Raw genomic sequence first — 18,808 nt, forward strand, 5'->3', positions numbered from 1 at the left:
CGCACCCCTCCCGTAGCGTCGGGATGACCGACGGTGGTCGGGTGGTGACGTCGGCGTCCCGCCCGCCGCCGCTGCGCATCAGGAGGCGAGATGCTCATCGACTGCGACGGGTGCGGTGTGCGGGGCGACGGCTGCGCCGACTGCCTGGTGACCGCCCTGTTCGACACGTCGCCGGCCGACGGGCTGGGCGGCGCCGAGGTCCGGGCGATCGAGGTGTTCGCGCGCGCCGGGTTCGACGTGGAGGTGCTGCCCGAGCCCCGGCGTCCCGCCGGCCGCCCCCGGCGCGGCCGCCCCAGGGTGGCCTGACCCGCGGGTCGATCGATCACCGTCCGCGCCTCGACCGGGTCGGGCGCGGGCAGGAGGGACCAGCGGGACAGTTCGCGGTCGTTGAACCGCGCCCGGAGACAGCCGACCAGCGCGATGGCGTCATGTGGCGCCATGACGGCGCGGCCGGAGGGAGGAGACGCGCGGGCAATAGGATGAGCGCTCACGGCGGGAGGAGCGGTGGGATGACGCGGGTACGGCGCGGCGGGGTGACCAGGTGACTCCGCGCGGCTGGGCGGTGCTGAGCCTCGTCGGGCTCACCGTGGCCCTGGTGGTCGCGGCGGCGCTGCTGATCCCGTGGCACCGACCGCCGGCACCCCGCGCCGACCAGCTCGCCGCGCTGGGCGACCTCCCCACCGACCAGGTGGCCCGCGGCCGGGAGTTCCGCTCGGCGCTGCGCCCCGCCGGCTGGGCCGCGCTGGGCGTCGGCCTGCTGGTCGCCCTGGCGCTCGGCCTCACCCCGCTGGGCAGCCGGCTGGTCGAGCTGGCCGGCCGCCCCTTCGGCGGCCACTGGATCGCCCAGGCCGTGCTCGGCGGGCTCGCCGTGGTGCTCGTCGCCGACCTGGTCACCCTTCCGTTCGCCGCCTGGCGCCAGAGCGTGCTCACCCGCTACGGGCTCGCCACCAACGGCTGGAGCGGCTGGACCGTCGACCTGCTCAAGTCGTACGCGGTCAGCGCCGTCATCGGCGCGGTGGCGCTGCTCGGCTTCTACACCGTCATCCGGCTGTCGCCGCGCTGGTGGTGGGCGTTCGGCGCGGCCGGCGCGGCGACCCTGGTGGTGCTGCTCTCCTTCGTGCTGCCGGTGCTGGTGGAGCCGGTGTTCAACAGGTTCACCCCGATGGAGCAGGGCCCGCTGCGCACCGAGCTGATGACGATGGCGGCCCGCGACGGCGTCCCCGTGCGCGACGTGCTGGTCGCCGACGCGTCGCGGCGCACCCGGGCGGTGAACGCGTACGTCTCGGGCCTCGGGCCGACCCGGCGGGTGGTCGTCTACGACACGCTGCTGCGCGAGGCGACGCCGGCCGAGGTGACCGCCGTCGTGGCGCACGAGCTGGGGCACGCCAAGGACCGCGACGTGGCGGTCGGCACGCTGACCGGGGCGCTGGGCGCCGCCGCCGCGGTGGTCGCGCTCTACCTGATCGGGTCCTCCGGCCCGCTGCTGCGGCTGGCCGGCGTCGACTCGGTCGCCCAACCGCGCGCATTCCCCCTGCTGATCGCCCTGGTGACGGTCGCCGGGCTGGTCTCCACCCCGGTGCAGGCGCTGATGTCGCGGCGGGTGGAGGCACGCGCCGACGCGCACGCGCTGGCCCTGACCGGCGACCCGGCCGCCTTCGAGGCGATGCAGCGCCGGCTCGCCGGGATCAACCTGGCCGACCCCGATCCGCCGCGCTGGGAATACCTCTACTCCGCCACGCACCCGTCCACGGTCGAGCGGATGGCCGCCGCCCGCGCCCACGCCAGGGAGGCCGGCCGATGAGCCGTACGCTGCTGATCACCAACGACTTCCCGCCCCGCCCGGGCGGCATCCAGTCCTTCGTGCACAACCTCGCGGTGCGCCAGCCCGCCGGCTCGGTGGTCGTCTACGCCTCGACCTGGCGCGGCGCGGAGAAGTTCGACGCCGACCAGCCCTTCGAGGTGGTCCGGGAGCGCACCGGCGTGCTGCTGCCCACCCCGCTGGTGGCCCGCCGGGCCGCCCGACTGGCCCGGGCGTACGACTGCGACACCGTGTGGTTCGGCGCGGCGGCCCCCCTCGGGCTGCTCGCCGCCGGCCTGCGGCGCCGGGCGGGCATCCGCCGGGCGGTGGCGCAGACCCACGGCCACGAGGTCGGCTGGGCCGCGCTGCCGGGCGCCCGGGCCGCGCTGCGCCGGATCGGTCGCGGCGTGGACGTGACCACCTACCTGGGCGAGTACACCAGGGTGCGGCTGGAGCGGGCGCTGCACGGGGTGACCGAGCTGCACCGGCTCGCGCCCGGGGTGGACGTGGACACCTACCACCCGTCCGTCGACGGCGAACCGGTGCGGCGTCGGCTCGGCCTGGCCGACCGCCCGGTGGTGGTCTGCGTCTCCCGGCTGGTGCCGCGCAAGGGCCAGGACATGCTGATCCGGGCGATGCCCGAGATCCGCCGGCGGGTGCCCGACGCCGCGCTGCTGGTGGTCGGCGGCGGGCCCTACCGGGCCACGCTGGAGAAGCTGGCACGCCAGGCGGGGGTCGAGCGGGACGTGGTCTTCACCGGTTCGGTGCCGTCCGCCGAACTGCCCGCCCACTACGCCGCCGGCGACGTCTACGCGATGCCGTGCCGCACCCGCAACCGGGGGCTGGACGTCGAGGGGCTCGGGATCGTCTACCTGGAGGCCTCCGCGACCGGCCTGCCGGTGGTGGCCGGCGACTCCGGCGGCGCGCCGGACGCCGTCCGCGAGGGCGAGACCGGGTTCGTGGTGCGTGGGCGGGACGTCGCCCAGCTCGCCGACCGGGTGGCCGCGCTGCTCGCCGACCGGGATCTGGCCCGCCAGTTCGGCGCGGCCGGTCGCGCATGGGTGGAGCGGGAGTGGCGCTGGGAGACCCAGGCGCGGCGGATGGCGGCCCTGCTGGCCGGCTGACGCCCGGCTGGTGCCCGCCTGGCTGGGTGCCCCGTCCCGTGGGGCAGGTCGACAGTGGTCGGTAGGGGCAGGGGTGGCCGGCGGTCAGCGGAGGCGTTCCAGGAGGCGCTCGGCCGAGTCCGGGCGGCCGAAGTGCCAGCCCTGGGCGGCGTCGCAGCCGATCGCCCGCAGCCGCTCCGCCTGCCCGGCGGTCTCCACGCCCTCGGCGGTGACGGTCAGGTCCAGCGCGTGCGCCAGGGACACGAGCGAGGCGAGGATCCGCTCGTCGGCCCGGCTCTCCGGCGCGCGCAGCCCGGCCACGAACTGACCGGCCACCTTCAGCTCGGTCACCGGCAGGTCCCGCAGGTACGCCAGGTTGCAGTAGCCGGTGCCGAAGTCGTCGATGGCGATCCGGACGCCGAGGTCGGCCAGCACCCGCAGCGCCCGGACGGGCTCCTCGGCGGTGCTCATCATGGTGCTCTCGGTGATCTCCAGCTGGAGCCGCTCCGGCGGCAGGCCGGTGCGCCGCAGCAGCCCGCGGACCTCCTGGACCAGGCCGGGTCGGCGGACCTGCCGTACCGCCAGGTTGACGCTGACGAACGGGGCCGTCGCGACTCCGGCGGACCAGCTACCCGCCTGCCGGCACGCCTCGGCCAGCACCCACCCGCCGAGCGGGACGATGAGCCCCGTCTCCTCGGCCAGGCCGATGAAGCTGTCCGGTCGCAGGACGCCCAGCTCCGGGTGGCGCCAACGCACCAGCGCCTCCACGCCGACCACCCGACCGTCGCGCAGCGAGGTCAGCGGCTGGTAGTCGAGGTAGAACTCGCCCCGCTCCAGGGCGGCCGGGATGGCCGCGGAGAGCGCGTACCGGGCCAGCTCCCGGCGGTCGCGGTCGGCGTCGTAGAGCGCCCAGCGGGCGCCGCCGGCGGCCTTCGCCCAGTGCAGGGTGCTGTCGGCCGCCCGCATGAGGTCACCGGGGGAGGTGCCGGCGACCTGCCGCTCCACGATGCCGATGCTCGCCGAGACGCACAGCTCGTGCCCGTCCACCAGCACCGGCGCGCGCACCGCCGCCAGCGCCGCCTCCGCCACGGCGACGACGTCGTCGGTGCCGGTGGTGTGCTCGACCAGGACGACGAACTCGTCGCCGCCGAGCCGGGCCACCAGATGCCCGTCGATGGCCCGGCGGAGCCGGTCGGCAACGGTGGCCAGCAGCCCGTCGCCGACCTGGTGCCCGTGCGAGTCGTTGACCACCTTGAACCGGTCCAGGTCCAGGAAGCAGACCCCGATGCGTTCCCCGCCCGGGCCGGGGGAGTCGATCGCGGCGCTCAGCCGCTCCGTGAACAGCGCGCGGTTGGGCAGGTCGGTCAGCGGATCGTGGGTCGCCTGGTGGCGGAAGCGGGCCTCGCTGGCGCGCAGCGCCCGCTCCGCCTGCGCCCGGGCGGTCATCGCGGCCCGCCGGATCGACTCCTGCTCGTCCAGCGTCCGGTCCCGCAGTGCCCGGGAGTACCCGATGGACACCGCGGCCAGCAGCCGGGCCAGCCGGTCCCCGACCTCCTCGCCGACCAGCCCGAGGTCGCGGGCCAGTCGGAGCTGGACGACCTCGACCGTACGCCCCAGCGCCTCGGGCGACGCGATGTGCGCGGCCACCAGTTCCGTGCCGACGCGGTGCCCGACCCGCAGGTCGAACGGGTCGGACAGCAGCGCCGCCGCGAGCTGGTCGGTGAGGCGTTGCAGCAGCGCCTCCAGCTCTGCCTGGGTCATCGGCAGGTAACTGGTGCCGGAGACGGCCTTGGCCCACGCCCGGGCGAACGCCCCCGGGCGCGACGGATGCCCCACGGTCGTCCCGGGCGGCACGGCGAGGGCCGCGGCCCCCGGCGGCTCACCCATCGAGCCGCCCGACGCCGCCGATGAAGGCCGCCCGCTCGGCGTACTCGGCGCTGTCGGCGGACTCCGGGCGCCACTGCGGCACCCAGACCACGCCGGGCTCGACCAGCGCGAAGCCGTCGAACAACGCGGTCAGCTCGCCCCGGCTGCGGATCCACAGGGGATTGTCGGTGCGCCGGTAGACGCGCTCGGCGTCGGCCCGCTCCTCGTCGCCGCGGCCGTCGGCGCTGGCCTGCGAGAGCACCAGGTAGCTGCCCGGCGCCAGCGCCTGGCGCAGTGTCCGCAGCAGCTCGGCCGGCCGGTCGTCGTCGGACACGAAGTGCAGCACCGCCACGATCATCACGGCGATCGGCCGGTCGAAGTCGAGCAGCCGGCGGACCTCGGGGTGGGCGACGATGCGCTCGGCATGGCGCAGGTCCTCCTGCACCACCGCGGCGCGGTCGTTGCCGTCGAGGATCTCCCGGCTGTGCGCCACCGCCACCGGGTCCACGTCGACGTAGACGACCCGGGCGTCGGGGGCCTCGCGCTGGGCGATCTCGTGCACGTTGCCGACGGTGGGGATGCCCGAGCCGATGTCCAGGAACTGTCGGACGCCGGCGTCGAGGAGGAACTGCACCGCCCGGCGCAGAAAGGCCCGGTTGGCCTGCGCCATCAGCGGCGCCTCCGGCACGGCGGCCACCATCGCCTGGGCCGCCGCCCGGTCCACCGCGAAGTTGTGCGAGCCGCCGAGGTAGTAGTCGTACATGCGGGCCACGCTGGGGCGCTCGATGTCGATCTCGTCGGGTGCCCAGTCCGGCCGCTGCATGCGCTCACCCCTCGTGTCGGCGGTGCGGACGCCGTTGCCCGCGCCGGTATTCTGCCGGTTGCCCGGCGGGGAGACCATAGCGCGCCGCCCCGCAAGGTGACGACGTCGATCGATGCGCCGGCAGGCCCGCGCCGGCGTCGGCGGGCGCGGGCCTGTCGGTGGTGCGTCGCTGGGCTCCCCGGAGGGAACCGTTCAGAACTTCGGGGCGTCCGGAGCCTCGAGCAGGCCCAGCCGCAGCGCGGTCATCAGCGCCTGTGCCCGGTTGGCCGCGCCCAGCTTCTCGTAGAGCTTCGAGATGTGGGTCTTGGCGGTGGACTCGCTGACGAAGAGCTGCTTGGCGATGCCCGCCACGCTCATCCCGTCGGCGAGCAGCCGCAGCACCTGGCCCTCGCGGGGGGACAGCTGCGGCCCGGACGGGGCCAGCCGGCGCTTCATCGCCTCGGCCAGGTCGGCGGCGGTGAAGGCGCTGGGGGAGGAGGCGGCGTGCCGGGCGGCGGCGACGACCTCGTCGGCCGGCGCGGTCTTGGGTACGAAGGCGCTCGCCCCGGCCTCCAGGGCGCCGAAGAGCTGGTCGTCGCCGGCGTACATGGTGAGCACGACGATGCCCATCGAGGCGCTCGATTTGCGCAGCGCTCGGGTGGCCTCCAGGCCGCTGCCGTCGGGCAGCCGCAGGTCCATGATCACCACATCCGGCTGCAGCGCACCGGCCTGGCGTACGCCCTCCGCCGCCGTGGCGGCCTCGCCGACGACCTCGAACTGCCGGTCACGCTCGAACGCGTGCCGCAGGCCCTTGCGGATCAGGTCGTGATCGTCGACAAGGAGGACCTTGGTACGGGTCGCCGGTGTCGGACTTGTGGTCATCCTCGGGTTACTCCCCTTCTGCTGCCGCTACGCTACCGCGCACGTTATCGCGCCGGGGCGACGAGCCGAGCACCACCGCGACGGTCGTGCCGCTCGGTTGCCGCGGCCTGATCTCCAACCGGCCCCGGATACGTTCCGCCCTCTCGGCCATGATCGCAAGACCGTAGTGCCCGTCCGAGCGCTGGTCAGCGATTCCCTGACCGTCATCCGACACTTCGATCTGGGCGTACGGGGGGTCGACCTCGCAGGTGACCCACAGATTCGCGGCTCCGGCGTGCTTGCGCGCGTTGGTGACCGCCTCCTGGGCGATGCGCAGCAGTTCGGCCTCGGTGGCGGCCGGCAGCCGGGCGGTGGACTCGTCCAGGGACAGGTGGACCCGCAGTCCGCCGGAGGCGCCGACCGTGCGGGCGTACTCGGCGATCGCGGCGGCCAGCCCGCCGTGCCGGTCGACCTCGCTGCGCAGCTCGAACAGGCTCAGCCGCAGCTCGGTGATCACCCGGGTCACCTCGTGGCGCAGCGCGCGCAGGCTCTCGGCGGTCTCCTCGGCGTCGTCGTGCACGGTGGCCAGGGCGTTGTCGATGCCGTAGCCGACCATCACCAGCTCCTGTGCCACCCCGTCGTGGATCTCCCGGGCCAGCCGCTGCCGCTCCTCGTTGGTGGCCAGCGAGCGGACCTCGTCGAAGAGCAGCGCCGCCTCCAGCCGGAGCGCGGCCGGGCGGGTCAGCCCGGTCACCCGGGACACCACCCCGGCCGGGTACGCCTGCGCCGCGTCCGCCTCCAGCACCACCAGGCCGACCGTGCGCACCCCGGCCACCAGCGGCACGATCAGCGCGGAGACCTCGCCGCCCCGGTGCGACCGGGCCTGCGAGCGGGCGGCGGTGTGCGGCTGCTGGCTGGCCCACGCGTCGGCGATCGCCGAGTCCGCGTCCAGCGTCGTCTCCCAGTCCACCCGGTCCACGCCCACCTGGGCGAGCACCACGAGCCGGCCGCCGCCGCTGGCCGACAGCACCGCCGCCCGGTCCGCCCGCGCCACCGCGCGCAGCTCCTCGAGCAGGTGCTCGGAGATGCCGCCCGGGTCGAGGGTGGCCCCGGGCAGCTGCCGCGCCACCGTGCGCAGCTGGGTGAGCAGCCGGGTGGCCTCGGCGTACGGCTGGGGTTTGCCGTCGTTGCGGACCTGCATCAGCCGGTGCAGGGTGCCGGCCGCGTAGAGGCCGAGCCCGGCCAGGATCAGCCACTGGGCGCAGACCGCGAGGTAGCCGAGCTGGCCGATCTGCCGGCCGCCGTCGACCCCGGTGAGCGCGCCGGCCACCAGCAGGGTGGCCGCGGTGACCGCCAGCAGGGCGGCGCCCTCGGCGAACCGGCGGCGCAGCGCGGTGACGGTCACCGGGACCGCCAGGTAGGGCAGCACCGCGGAGGCGCCCAGCCCGCCGACGTCCCCCCCGATGGTCGCGACGGCGGCGACCTGGCTCGCGGCCAGCCCCAGCACCACCACCTCGGCCACCCGGCTGAGCGGGCCGACCAGCCGGTGCTCGGGCGCCAGCAGCGCGGGCAGCCCGGCGGCGGCGAGCAGCGCCACCCACCAGAGCTGGGTGACGTCGCGCGTGGCGAACAGGGTCAGGACGGCGACGAGCGCCAGCATGACCACGCGCGCCGCGGCGGCGAGCGGATGCGGCTGGGGCCGGGTGGGCGTCGAGGCGGGCACGTGACGGATGGTAGTCAGCGTCGGTAGATGTCGGCGATCTCCGCCGCGTACGACTTGTGCACGACCTGGCGCTTGACCTTCAGCGACGGCGTCAGCTCGCCGGTCGCCTCGGTGAAGTCGCGGGGCAGGATCCGGAACACCTTGATCGCCTCGGCCTTGGAGACCGCCTGGTTGGCGGTGTCGATCGCGCCCTGGATCTCCGCCCGCAGCCCCTCGTGCTCGCGCAGCTTCCCGACCGGGGTGTCCGCCGGCAGCCCCACGGAGGACAGCCACCGCGGCAGCGCCTCCTCGTCGAGGGTGACCAGCGCGGCGATGAACGGCTGCCGGTCGCCGACCACCAGGCACTGGCTGACCAGCGGGTGCGCCCGCACCTGGTCCTCCAGCACGGCCGGGGCGACGTTCTTGCCGGCGGCCGTCACGATGATCTCCTTCTTCCGGCCGGTGATGCTCAGGAAGCCGTCGGCGTCGAGGTGACCCAGGTCGCCGGTGCGGAACCAGCCGTCCGGGCTGAGCACCTCGGCGGTCGCCTCCTCGTTGCGCCAGTAGCCGCGGAAGACCAGGTCGCCGGAGATCAGGATCTCCCCGTCGTCGTCGATCCGGATCGTCACGCCCGGCAGCGGCCGGCCGACCGAGCCGATCCGGGTGGCGTCGGGCAGGTTCGCGGCGGCGGCGGGGGAGGTCTCGGTCAGGCCGTACCCCTCGCAGACGCTGACGCCGATGCCGCGGAAGAAGTGGCCCAGCCGGGCGCCGAGCGGAGCGCCGCCGGAGATGGCGTCGCGGCACCGGCCGCCGAGCGCCGCCCGCAGCTTGCGGTAGACCAGCCTGTCGAAGAGCGCGTGCTGCACGCGCAGCGCCAGGCCGGGGCCACCGGCGGTCTCCAGGGCCTCGCTGTACGCGATGGCGACCTGCTCGGCACGGGCGAAGATCCTGCCCTTGCCGTCCGCCTCGGCCTTCTGCTTGGCCCCGTTGTAGACCTTCTCGAACACCCGGGGCACCGAGAGCACGAAGGTGGGGCGGAAGTCCTGCAGCTCGGCGACCAGGTTCTTGGTATCCGAGCAGTGCCGCATGGTGGCCCGCGCCTGGACCACGCCGATCTGGATCAGCCGGGCGAAGGCGTGCGCCAGCGGGAGGAAGAGCAGGGTCGACGCGTCGGGCCGGAAGAGGTTCGGCAGCACCGGCACCGCGTTGGCGATGTCGGCGTACATGTTCCGGTGGGTGAGGACGCAGCCCTTGGGGCGGCCGGTGGTGCCGCTGGTGTAGATGACGGTGGCGAGGTCGTCGGCGCGTACGGCGGCGCGCCGCCGGTCGATCTCGGTCGGGTCGACCGACGCGCCGGAGCGGACCAGGTCGTCCACCGCGCCCAGGTCGATCTGCCAGAGGTGCCGCAGCTCGGGCAGCCGGTCCCGCACGCCCGCGACCAGGGTGGCGTGGGCGCTGCTCTCCACCACGCAGGCCACCGCACCGGAGTCGGCGAGGATCCACGCGGCCTGCTCGGCGCTGGAGGTCTCGTAGATCGGCACGGTGACCGCGCCGGCCGCCCAGATCGCGTAGTCCAGCAGGGTCCACTCGTAGCGGGTGCGGCTCATCAGGCCGACCCGGTCGCCCGGCTGGACGCCGGCGGCGACCAGGCCCCGGGCCGCCGCGACGACCTCGTCGCGGAACTGCCGGCAGGTGACGTCGGCCCAGGCCGTCCCGCCGTCCGCCGCCCCGCTCGGGCGGACGAACTGGACCGCGTCCGGGGCGACCTCGGCGTTTTCCCAGACCGGATCGGTGAGGTTGGCCGCGTCGCCGACGGTGACGATCGGCGGGACGGAGAACTCGCGCACCTGCACTCCTCGTGCTCACTGGCCGTGCCGGCCGCCACCACGGGTCGGCTCTGTCGAAACCTACCCGCCTCGGCGGGCGGGCAGAATAGGCAGGTGGCCCCGGTGCTCCCCGCGCCGGCGCGGGACACGCCCCCGGTGCGTGCGGGGGCGGCGCGGCGTACGCGCGGCCGGCGCCGGGTAGCCTCCCCCCATGGCGGACTCCTCCACCCAGTCGATCGTCGTCGGCGCGCCACCGGAACGGGTGGCGGCGGTCGTCTGCGACTTCCCGAGCTACCCCGAGTGGACCGAAGCGGTGCGGCGGGCGGAGGTGATCGAGGAGTACGAGGACGGCTACGCCAGCCAGGTCCGGTTCGTCATCGACGCCGGCGTGATGGCCGACGAGTACGTGCTGGCCTACGAGTACGCCGAGGACCTCTCCCGGATCGAGTGGCACCTGGTGGCGCCCTCGAAGATGCAGAAGTCCCAGCGCGGCTCGTACGACCTGGTGGGCAACCCGGACGGCACGACGACGGTGACCTACACCCTTGAGGTCGAACTCTCGGTCGGGATGCTCGGGATGTTCCGCCGCAAGGCCGAGAAAATGATCATGGATACCGCGTTGAAGCAGCTCAAGCGCCGGGTAGAAGCACCCGGTGCGGCGCAGTGACGCGTCCGGCGGCAGGGTAGAGGAGCCGACCATGGGTGCAACGGATCCGGGTTCGGCCCGGGAAGAGGCGGAACGGCTGGTCGCCACGCTGCTGGCCGGCGCGCGCCTCGCGACGTCCGGCTCCGGGACGGGCCCGTGGGGTCCGCTCGGTGGGATCGTGTCGGGTGTCCTCGGTCACAGCGCCGCCCCGGGCGAACCGACCGGGGGATCCGGGGGCGGCTTCGCCACCGGCGGGCCGGAATGCTGCGTCTGCCCGGTCTGTCGGGGCATCGCCGCGTTGCGCGATCCGAGTCCGGAATTCGCCGAGCGCCTCGCCACCGGCGCCGGCGACCTGGCCGCCGGCGTGGCCAGCCTGCTGCGCGCGTTCGCCCCGCCGGAGCCCCCCGCCGAGCCGGCCGCCGCAGCGGCGTCGACCGCCGAACCGGACGGGGCGGACGACCACGTCTGGCGCGAGGCCACCCGTAGCGGGCATGATTCTCAGCCGGCAGCGGAGCGGGACGTCTGGTCCGCCGCCACCCGGGCGGAGGACGTGGCCGTCCCGGCCGCCGCACCGCCCGTCGACGCCGCCGGGCCGGCCGTCGCGGCGACCGTGCGGACGTCCGCCGACCGTCCCGTGGTGCCCGCGACGCGGGCGCCCGGCGACGCAGGCGAGCACCCACCAGGCGACGCGGCCTGACCATCGCACATCCCGACCACGCGCCGGTCGTCCGGCGGCGCGGGCGCGGGCAGCACAGCAGAGGGGAGTGGCAGCGGTGACGCTGACCATCGGAGTCGACGTCGGTGGCACGAAGGTGGCCGGTGGTGTCGTGGACGCCGCCGGCACGGTCCTCGTGCAGGCCCGACGGGACACCCCCGCCGACGACGTCGCCAAGACCCGGGACGTCATCATCGAACTGGTCACCGAGTTGGCCGTCGGGCGGTCGATCGAGGCGGTCGGCATCGGCGCGGCAGGCTGGATCGACGCCGGCCGTTCCACCGTGCTGTTCGCCCCGAACCTCGCCTGGCGCGACGAGCCGCTGCGGGACTACGTCAGCGCCGCGACCGGCCTGCCGGTGATCGTGGAGAACGACGCCAACGTCGCGGCCTGGGCGGAGTTCCGCCACGGCGCGGCCCGGGACGCCGACGACTCGATGGTCATGTTCACCATCGGCACCGGCGTCGGCGGCGGCATCGTGCTCGGCGGGGAACTGCTGCGCGGCGCCAACGGCATCGCCGCCGAGCTGGGCCACATGCTCACCGTGCCGGACGGCCACCAGTGCGGCTGCGGCCGGCTCGGCTGCATCGAGCAGTACGCGAGCGGCAGCGCCCTGGTGCGGTTCGCCCGCGCGGCCGCCCGGCAGGAGCCGCACCGCGCCGTGGCCCTGCTGGAGCTGTCCGGCGGCGACGCCGAGGCGATCACCGGGCGCATGGTGACCGCCGCGGCGCAGGGCGGCGACCCGGTCGCCACGGAGGCGTTCGCGCAGGTCGGGCGCTGGCTCGGCACCAGCCTCGCCGACATGGCGCAGATCCTCGACCCGCAGGTCCTCGTCGTCGGCGGCGGCGTGATCGACGCCGGTGACCTGCTGCTCGGCCCGACCCGCCGGTCGTTCACCGAGGCGCTCGCCCAGCGCAGCCGGCTTCCGGTGGCCGAGATCCGCCCGGCCGAGCTGGGCAACACCGCCGGTGTCATCGGCGCCGCCGACCTGGCCCGCCGGATCTGAGGCGGGCCGTGACGCAGAGCCCGGGCGTGCCGCTGCGTGTCGTGTCGTACAACATCCACGGTCAGCGGGACGACACGGCCGCGTTGGCGGCGGTGGTCCGCGCCGCCCGGCCGGACGTGGTGGTCGTGCAGGAGGGGCCGCGCCGGTTCCGGTGGCGGCAGAAGTCGGCCGCGTTGGCCGAGTCGTTCGGCCTGGTGGTGGCCGCCGGCGGGCTGCCCGCGCTGGGCAACCTGCTGCTGACCAGCCTGCGGGTGCGGGTGCTGGACACCCGGTGCCGACGCTTCCCGCTCACTCCGGGCCGGCACCTGCGCGGCGCCGCGTACGCCGAGTGCGTGGTCGCCGGTGGCGCCCGGTTCACCGTGGCCGGCTCGCACCTGTCCACCGACCCGGCCGAGCGGCCCGGGCAGGCCGCGCTGTTCAAACGCGACCTCGACGCCGCCACCACGCCGGTGATCGCCGCGGCCGACCTGAACGAGGGGCCGGACGGGCCGGCGTGGGCCGCCGTGGCGGGCGGGCTGACCGACGCCGCCGTGGCGATGGACCGGGCCGACCGGCTCACCTACTCGTGCGCGAGCCCCCGGCGGCGGATCGACGCCCTCTTCGTCGACCCGCGCGTCACGGTGGTCGACTACGACGTGGTCGACACCCCGCAGACCCGCCGGGCCAGCGACCACTTCCCGGTCCTCGTCGACCTGCTGCTGCCCGGGGCGGGCTGACCGTCGTCCGCGCCCGGGGCTGGACATCCCGCTCCGTTGTGGAGAGGATGCTGCGCGACCCCGGCCCTCGTGCCGCACAAAAGGAGATCCCGGTGTCCACCTCCACCGATCACGGCCGGCCCGATCCGGAGGCGAGCACGCTCGCCCTGACCCGCGACGGTCGGCCGGTCTCCGACCGGGGCGACACCGTCTGCGTCATCGGCGCGGGGGCCAGCGGGCTCGTCGCCGTCAAGAACCTGAAGGAGCACGGGTTCGGCGTCGACTGCTACGAGCGGGAGACCGGCGTCGGCGGGGCCTGGAACTGGCGGCACGACCGCAGCCCGGTGTACGCGAGCACGCACCTGATCTCGTCCCGGCCGTTCACCCAGTTCCCCGACTTCCCGATGCCCGACGACTGGCCCGACTACCCGCACCACAGCCAGCTCCTGTCGTATCTGGAGCGGTACGCCGACCACTTCGACCTGCGGGCGCACGTCTGGTTCGGCACCGAGGTCGTCCGGGTGGAGCCGGCCGAGGGGGACCGTTGGGACGTGACCACCCGCAGCACGGGCGGCTACGGCCCGGAGCGCACCTCCCGCTACGCGGCGGTGGTGGTCGCCAACGGGCACAACTGGTCGCCGAAGCTGCCCCGCTACGAGGGGTTGGCGGAGTTCCGGGGCGAGGTCGTGCACGCCTCGTCCTACAAGGACCCGGCGCAGCTGCGCGGCAAGCGGGTGCTCGTGGTCGGCGCCGGCAACACCGGCTGCGACATCGCCGTCGAGGCCGCCCAGCAGGCGTCGCGCTGCTGGCACTCCACCCGCCGTGGCTACTGGTACGCCCCGAAGTACGTCCTCGGCCGCCCGGCGGACCAGGTCAACGACGCGCTGCTGGCGCTGCGGGTGCCGCTGCGGGTGCGGCAGTGGCTCTACCACTGGACGCTGCGGCTGACCGTGGGCGACCTGACCCGGTTCGGCCTGCCGAAGCCCGACCACCGGGTGTACGAGACGCACCCGATCGCCAACAGCCAGCTCGTCTACTACGTGGGCCACGGCGGGATCTCCCCGGTGCCGGACGTCGCCCGCTTCCACCCGTACGCCGTGGAGCTGTCCGACGGCCGGGAGATCGACCCGGACCTGGTCGTCTTCGCCACCGGCTACCTGCCGCGCTTCGAGTTCCTCGACCCCAAGGTGCTCGGCGACGACGCGGGGACGGGCCGGCCCACGCTCTGGCTCAACGCCTTCGCCCCCGGCCATCCCACGCTCGCCGTCGCCGGGCTGGTGCAGCCGGACTCGGGTGTCTTCCCGCTGTCGCACTGGCAGACGGTGCTCTTCGCCCGGCTGCTGCGGCTGCGACTGACCCGTCCCGACCGGGCGGCGGCCTTCGCCGCCCGGGTGACGGCGAAGGCGGGGGAGCGCTACGCGGGGCCCGTCAAGGACAGCAGCCGGCACTGGTTCGAGGTCGGCCACGCCGACTACCTGCGCGCCGTCCAGCGCGCCCTGCGCGACCTGGAGGGTGCCCGATGAGTGCAGCAGCGAGTCGCCAGGTGCGGATCATGCGGGGGCGGGAGTGGGCGCGCCCGGTCCGCCCGGTCCGGCGTGAGGTGCTCGGCGTGGCCCCCGAGCTGGAGGAGGGGCGACCACCGCTGCTGTTCGTGCCGGGCTTCGGGCACGGCGCGTGGGCGTTCGCCGAGCACTGGCTGGGCCACGCCGCGTCCCGGGGCTTCCCGGCGTACGCGCTGAGCCTGCGTGGGCACGGCGGCAGCGGCCCGGCGCCGGAGGCGACGCTGCGGGCGTACGCCCACGACGTGGCGCAGGCGGCGGCGGGCCTGCCGCGCCAGGCGGTGCTGGTGGGGCACGGCGTCGGGGCCCTGGTGGTCGCGCACGCGCTGGCCCGCTACCCGGCCCGGGCCGGCGTGCTGGTCGCGCCGGTGCTCGGCGGCTGGGCGACGTTCGGCGCCGCGCTGCGCCGCAATCCGCTCGGCACGCTGCCGGCGGTGTTCGGCGGGCCGCTGCGCCTGCACCGCCGCCAGCTGTTCAGCCGGGAGCTGCCCGAGGCCGAGGCCCGGCGGTACGCGGCCCGGCTGGGGCGGGCGAGCCGACGGGCCCAGTGGCAGCTGCTGACCGGGCGGGCCGCGGAGCCCGCGGTGGGCGACCCGCCGGTGCTGGTGCTCGGCAGCCCGGACGACCGGGTGGTCCCGGCGGCGGCGCTGACCCGGGCGGCCCGGCGGTACGGCTCGGCGCCGCTGCTCTTCCCCGGCATGGGGCACGACATGATGCTCGACGCCCGGTGGCGGGAGCCGGTCGACGCGATCCTGGACTGGCTGGCGAAGGACCCGGCCCCGGACAGCCGGCCCTGACCCCGGGCCCCGTCTTCCGGCGTCAGTCGGCGGCGCCCAGCCGGGTGAGCAGCGAGCCGCTCTCGTCCAGCGCCGAGAGGTAGGAGCGGGCCCAGGCCCGGATGTCGTGCCGGTGCAGGTGCGCCCGCATGGCCCGCATCCGCGCGCCGACGTCGTCGGGGCTCGCCCGCAGCGCCGAGAGCAGCCCCTGCTTGAGCCCCTCCAGGTCGTGCGGGTTGACCAGGTACGCCTGCGGCAGCTCGGCGGCGGCGCCGGCGAATTCGCTGAGCAGCAGGGCGCCCGCGTCGTCGACCCGGGCGGCCACGTACTCCTTGGCGACGAGGTTCATCCCGTCCCGCAGCGGGGTCACCGCCATCACGTCGGCGACCCGGTAGAGGGCGGCCAGCTCGGCCCGGTCGAACGGCTGGGTCAGGTAGTGGATCGCCGGCTCGCCGACCCGGCCGAACTCGCCGTTGATCCGCCCGACCTCGCGCTCCACCCGCTCGCGGAGGATCTGGTACTGCCCGACCCGTTCCCGGCTCGGCACCGCCACCTGCACCAGCACGGTGTCGCGCACCTTGACGTGCCCGGCGGCGAGCAGCTCGCTGTACGCCTTGAGCCGCTGCTCGATGCCCTTGGTGTAGTCCATCCGGTCGACGCTGAGGATCACCTGCTCGGGGCTGCCGAGATCGTGGCGCAGCCGGCGGGCCCGGTCGGCCACGTCGGGCCGGGCGGCGAGCGCGGCCATCTCGACGGTGTCGATGGAGACGGGGAACGCGCCGATCCGGACCACCCGGTCGTCGACGGCGATCCGACGGTCGGTGGCGGGGAACTGGAGCACCTTGGCCACCAGTTGGGCGAAGTTGTGCGCGGCCTGGGCCCGCTGGAAGCCGACCAGGTCGGCGCCGAGCATGCCGCGCAGCAGCTCGGCGCGGCGGGGGAGCTGCATGAACAGCTCGGGCGGCGGGAACGGCACGTGCAGGAAGAAGCCGATCCGCAGGTCCGGCCGGAGCGCCCGGAGCAGGCCGGGCACCAGTTGGAGGTGGTAGTCCTGGACCCAGACCATCGCGCCGGGCTCGGCCACCTGGGCGGTCGACTCGGCGAACCGCTGGTTGACCCGCTGGTACGCCTCCCACCAGCGCCGGTGGTGCTCCGGTTGCTCCACCGAGTCGTGGTAGAGCGGCCACAGGGTGGCGTTGGCGAAGCCCTCGTAGTGGTCGCGTAGCTCGTCGCCGCTGAGCGGCACGGTGTGCATCCGCACGCCGTCCACGTCGGGCACGGCGGGCGCCGGCCCCGTGCCGCCGGCCCAGCCCACCCAGGTCGCCGGGGTGTGCCGCAGCAGGGGGTGCAGGGCGCTGACCAGGCCGCCGGGGCTGCGGCGCCACTCGCACGCGCCGTCCGGGGCCGCGCCGTCGTCGATGGGCAGGCGGTTGGCGACCACCACGAGGGAACTCTGTCGCATGTCGGGCATTCCGATCCGCAGAGGAGTGACCGCCGCAAGGGAGGAACAACCGGGCAGTCGGCGAGGGAAGTGACGGACAGCGGTATTCCTACTGACAGTAAGTTACACCACTGTCACGACCGCGGCGTGGGGCGGCGGTCGTCCCGGGATGCGGGCGCGGCTCCCGCCGGCCGGGGCGGTCAGACGACCGCGCCGTCGTCCGGGTCGTGGTCCTCGTCGCCGCCGGGGCGCAGCCGCCAGATCAACGCGACGAAGCCGGCGAGGATGCCGGTGAAGCCGAACAGGTTGACGACCGAGGGGTCGGCCACCGGGAAGATCGACGGGAACAGGAACAGCACGAAGCCGACCACGATCGCCAGGACGCCGACCACCGTGTACTTGGAGAAGCGCGGCAGGGGCGGGGGCGGCGGCGGGGTGTAGCGCTCGTCGTCCGCGTCGCCGTCGGGCAGGTCCGCGCCGAAGGTGTCCAGCCCGTCCAGCAGCGAGGGCTCGTCCTGGCGGCCCGGGCCGACGGAGATCCCCGAGACGTCCGCGGCGTACGGCAGCCGGCGCACGTCGGTGGCGGTCGGCCCCGCGGGCTCGTCCGGCGCGGCGAGGGCCACCGGGCCCGTGGCGGGCCCCGGCGGGTCGTCCACGTCCTCCGCGGCGGGCCACGGGTTGTCGCCCGGCGCGGGGGTGGTGTGGAAGCCGGCGACGATCCGGGCCCACTCGGCGTCGATGTCCGGCTCCGCGTCGCGGGGCCGCTCGGTGGCCGTCTCGTCGGCGAGCTGGGTCAGGTAGTCCCGGGCGGTGGTCAGGTGGGACCGGTCGACGTAGAGCCGGTCGACGGGGCGGGCGGGGACGGTGGTGGTGCGGGTGACCGGGTTCAGGTCGGCCGAGGGCTGCAGGTAGGCCGCGATCCCGCCGGCGGCGAGGACGTCGAGCAGGTGCTCGCCGACGCGCGGATCCACGTCGCCGGCGACGGCGTACTCGCTCGCGTCGAGCCCGTTGTCCCGCCGTCCCCGGCGGGCCCCACCCGCTGACACCGGACATCCTCCTCATCACGCGCCCGCGGCGCGGTCGCCTGAGCCCCCTCGGCACCGCCCCGGGCGCCGTGCCTTGAATCGTGACACGTCGGGACCCGGTTCCGGGAGTGCGTTGTGGCGCGCCGCTCCCGGTTCGTAGGCTCATCCCTGACGTCGCCTGCCCGCCGGGAGCGCCCGCGCGGGTCGTCGGGCCCGCCCGGCGACCCGGTCCGCCCCGGCGGCGCGGGTGTCGCGACCCCTCCAGAAGAAGGACACCGGTGCTGTACTGGCTGATGAAGTACGTCATCCTCGGCCCGTGGCTGAGGCTGATCTTCCGTCCACAGGTCGAGGGGCTGCACCACGTGCCCGACACGGGTCCGGTGATCCTCGCCAGCAACCACCTGTCGTTCTCCGACTCGATCTTCACGCCGTTGATCGTCAAGCGAAAAGTCACATTCATCGCCAAAGCCGAATACTTCACCGGCAAGGGCATCAAGGGCTGGCTGACGAAGATGTTCTTCGTCGGCTCCGGCACCATCCCCGTCGACCGCTCCGGCGGCCGGGCGGCCAGGGCGGCGCTGGACACCCAGTTGCAGGTGCTGCGCGCCGGCGGCATCGCCGGCATCTACCCCGAGGGCACCCGCTCGCCGGACGGGCGGCTCTACCGCGGCAAGACCGGGGTGGCCCGGTTGGCCCTGGAGAGCGGCGCCCCGGTGATCCCGATGGCGATGCTCAACGCCGACGAGATCCAGCCGCCCGGCAAGCTGATCCCCAAGATCGCCCGGGTGCGGATCCGGTTCGGCGCGCCGCTGGACTTCTCGCGTTACGCCGGCATGACCGGTGACCGGTTCGTTGAGCGCGCGGTCACCGACGAGATCATGTACGAGTTGATGGAGCTCTCCGGCCGCGAGTACGTCGACATGTACGCCCAGAAGCTGAAGACCCAGCCGGCCGAACCCAGCCCCCGCGAACCGGTCGCCGCCTGAC

17 protein-coding genes are annotated in these 18,808 nt (G+C 74.9%); 10 read left to right on the forward strand and 7 right to left on the reverse strand.

Features of this window, described 5'->3' with window-relative positions; translation table 11 throughout:
* Positions 1 to 90: 90 nt before the first annotated feature.
* From ACZ6O2_RS05580 to ACZ6O2_RS05590, 3 genes are all read left to right on the forward strand, one after another.
* Complete coding sequence (locus tag ACZ6O2_RS05580; protein WP_466022110.1) at positions 91 to 306, forward strand: hypothetical protein; 216 nt, start codon at positions 91 to 93, stop codon at positions 304 to 306.
* 235 nt (positions 307 to 541) lie between these two features.
* Positions 542 to 1,801, forward strand: a complete 1,260-nt coding sequence (locus ACZ6O2_RS05585) for a M48 family metallopeptidase (protein ID WP_466022111.1) — start codon at positions 542 to 544, stop codon at positions 1,799 to 1,801.
* Positions 1,798 to 2,922 (forward strand): glycosyltransferase family 4 protein, encoded by a 1,125-nt coding sequence (locus tag ACZ6O2_RS05590; protein WP_466022112.1) that lies wholly within the window; start codon positions 1,798 to 1,800, stop codon positions 2,920 to 2,922. The genes ACZ6O2_RS05585 and ACZ6O2_RS05590 overlap by 4 nt, the downstream gene beginning before the upstream one ends.
* Before the next feature lie 84 nt (positions 2,923 to 3,006).
* Here the strand turns inward: ACZ6O2_RS05590 and ACZ6O2_RS05595 are convergent, their stop codons facing one another.
* The 5 genes from ACZ6O2_RS05595 to ACZ6O2_RS05615 all read right to left on the reverse strand — a co-directional run bounded on the left by ACZ6O2_RS05595 (position 3,007) and on the right by ACZ6O2_RS05615 (position 9,979).
* On the reverse strand, positions 3,007 to 4,788 hold the full coding sequence (locus ACZ6O2_RS05595) for a putative bifunctional diguanylate cyclase/phosphodiesterase (RefSeq protein WP_466022113.1): 1,782 nt from the start codon (positions 4,786 to 4,788) through the stop codon (positions 3,007 to 3,009).
* Positions 4,781 to 5,590, reverse strand: coding sequence for an SAM-dependent methyltransferase (locus tag ACZ6O2_RS05600; RefSeq protein ID WP_466022114.1), 810 nt, complete (start codon positions 5,588 to 5,590; stop codon positions 4,781 to 4,783). Before ACZ6O2_RS05600 ends, ACZ6O2_RS05595 begins: the two co-directional genes overlap by 8 nt.
* Positions 5,591 to 5,782: 192 nt before the next feature.
* Complete coding sequence (locus ACZ6O2_RS05605; RefSeq protein ID WP_007072219.1) at positions 5,783 to 6,451, reverse strand: response regulator transcription factor; 669 nt, start codon at positions 6,449 to 6,451, stop codon at positions 5,783 to 5,785.
* Between the two features lie 7 nt (positions 6,452 to 6,458).
* Positions 6,459 to 8,153, reverse strand: coding sequence for a sensor histidine kinase (locus ACZ6O2_RS05610; protein ID WP_466022115.1), 1,695 nt, complete (start codon positions 8,151 to 8,153; stop codon positions 6,459 to 6,461).
* A 14-nt stretch (positions 8,154 to 8,167) separates the two neighbouring features.
* On the reverse strand, positions 8,168 to 9,979 hold the full coding sequence (locus ACZ6O2_RS05615; RefSeq protein WP_466022116.1) for an AMP-dependent synthetase/ligase: 1,812 nt from the start codon (positions 9,977 to 9,979) through the stop codon (positions 8,168 to 8,170).
* 190 nt (positions 9,980 to 10,169) lie between these two features.
* Between ACZ6O2_RS05615 and ACZ6O2_RS05620 the strand changes: the two genes are divergently transcribed.
* The 6 genes from ACZ6O2_RS05620 (at position 10,170) to ACZ6O2_RS05645 (ending at position 15,376) form a co-directional block, all read left to right on the forward strand.
* A complete protein-coding gene (locus ACZ6O2_RS05620) occupies positions 10,170 to 10,625 on the forward strand; it encodes an SRPBCC family protein (RefSeq protein WP_350707977.1) in 456 nt (151 codons plus the stop codon).
* A 31-nt stretch (positions 10,626 to 10,656) separates the two neighbouring features.
* On the forward strand, positions 10,657 to 11,301 hold the full coding sequence (locus ACZ6O2_RS05625) for a hypothetical protein (RefSeq protein WP_350707979.1): 645 nt from the start codon (positions 10,657 to 10,659) through the stop codon (positions 11,299 to 11,301).
* A gap of 76 nt (positions 11,302 to 11,377) precedes the next feature.
* On the forward strand, positions 11,378 to 12,325 hold the full coding sequence (locus ACZ6O2_RS05630; protein ID WP_350707981.1) for an ROK family glucokinase: 948 nt from the start codon (positions 11,378 to 11,380) through the stop codon (positions 12,323 to 12,325).
* Between the two features lie 8 nt (positions 12,326 to 12,333).
* A complete protein-coding gene (locus ACZ6O2_RS05635) occupies positions 12,334 to 13,041 on the forward strand; it encodes an endonuclease/exonuclease/phosphatase family protein (RefSeq protein WP_466022117.1) in 708 nt (235 codons plus the stop codon).
* Between the two features lie 92 nt (positions 13,042 to 13,133).
* Positions 13,134 to 14,543 (forward strand): flavin-containing monooxygenase, encoded by a 1,410-nt coding sequence (locus ACZ6O2_RS05640; protein WP_466022118.1) that lies wholly within the window; start codon positions 13,134 to 13,136, stop codon positions 14,541 to 14,543.
* Positions 14,540 to 15,376, forward strand: a complete 837-nt coding sequence (locus ACZ6O2_RS05645; RefSeq protein ID WP_466022119.1) for an alpha/beta hydrolase — start codon at positions 14,540 to 14,542, stop codon at positions 15,374 to 15,376. Before ACZ6O2_RS05640 ends, ACZ6O2_RS05645 begins: the two co-directional genes overlap by 4 nt.
* Before the next feature lie 22 nt (positions 15,377 to 15,398).
* Here ACZ6O2_RS05645 and ACZ6O2_RS05650 read toward each other — a convergent pair whose 3' ends face one another.
* The gene (locus tag ACZ6O2_RS05650) at positions 15,399 to 16,817 is read right to left on the reverse strand and encodes an alpha,alpha-trehalose-phosphate synthase (UDP-forming) (protein WP_350707989.1); all 1,419 of its coding nucleotides are present in this window, start codon (positions 16,815 to 16,817) and stop codon (positions 15,399 to 15,401) included.
* Positions 16,818 to 16,996: 179 nt separating this feature from the next.
* Positions 16,997 to 17,842 (reverse strand): DUF308 domain-containing protein, encoded by an 846-nt coding sequence (locus tag ACZ6O2_RS05655; RefSeq protein ID WP_466022120.1) that lies wholly within the window; start codon positions 17,840 to 17,842, stop codon positions 16,997 to 16,999.
* Positions 17,843 to 18,099: 257 nt separating this feature from the next.
* Between ACZ6O2_RS05655 and ACZ6O2_RS05660 the strand changes: the two genes are divergently transcribed.
* A complete protein-coding gene (locus ACZ6O2_RS05660; protein ID WP_350707992.1) occupies positions 18,100 to 18,807 on the forward strand; it encodes a lysophospholipid acyltransferase family protein in 708 nt (235 codons plus the stop codon).
* The last annotated feature ends 1 nt before the right edge of the window (position 18,808 follow it).

The sequence above is a fragment of the Micromonospora sp. NPDC048040 genome (assembly GCF_055587185.1).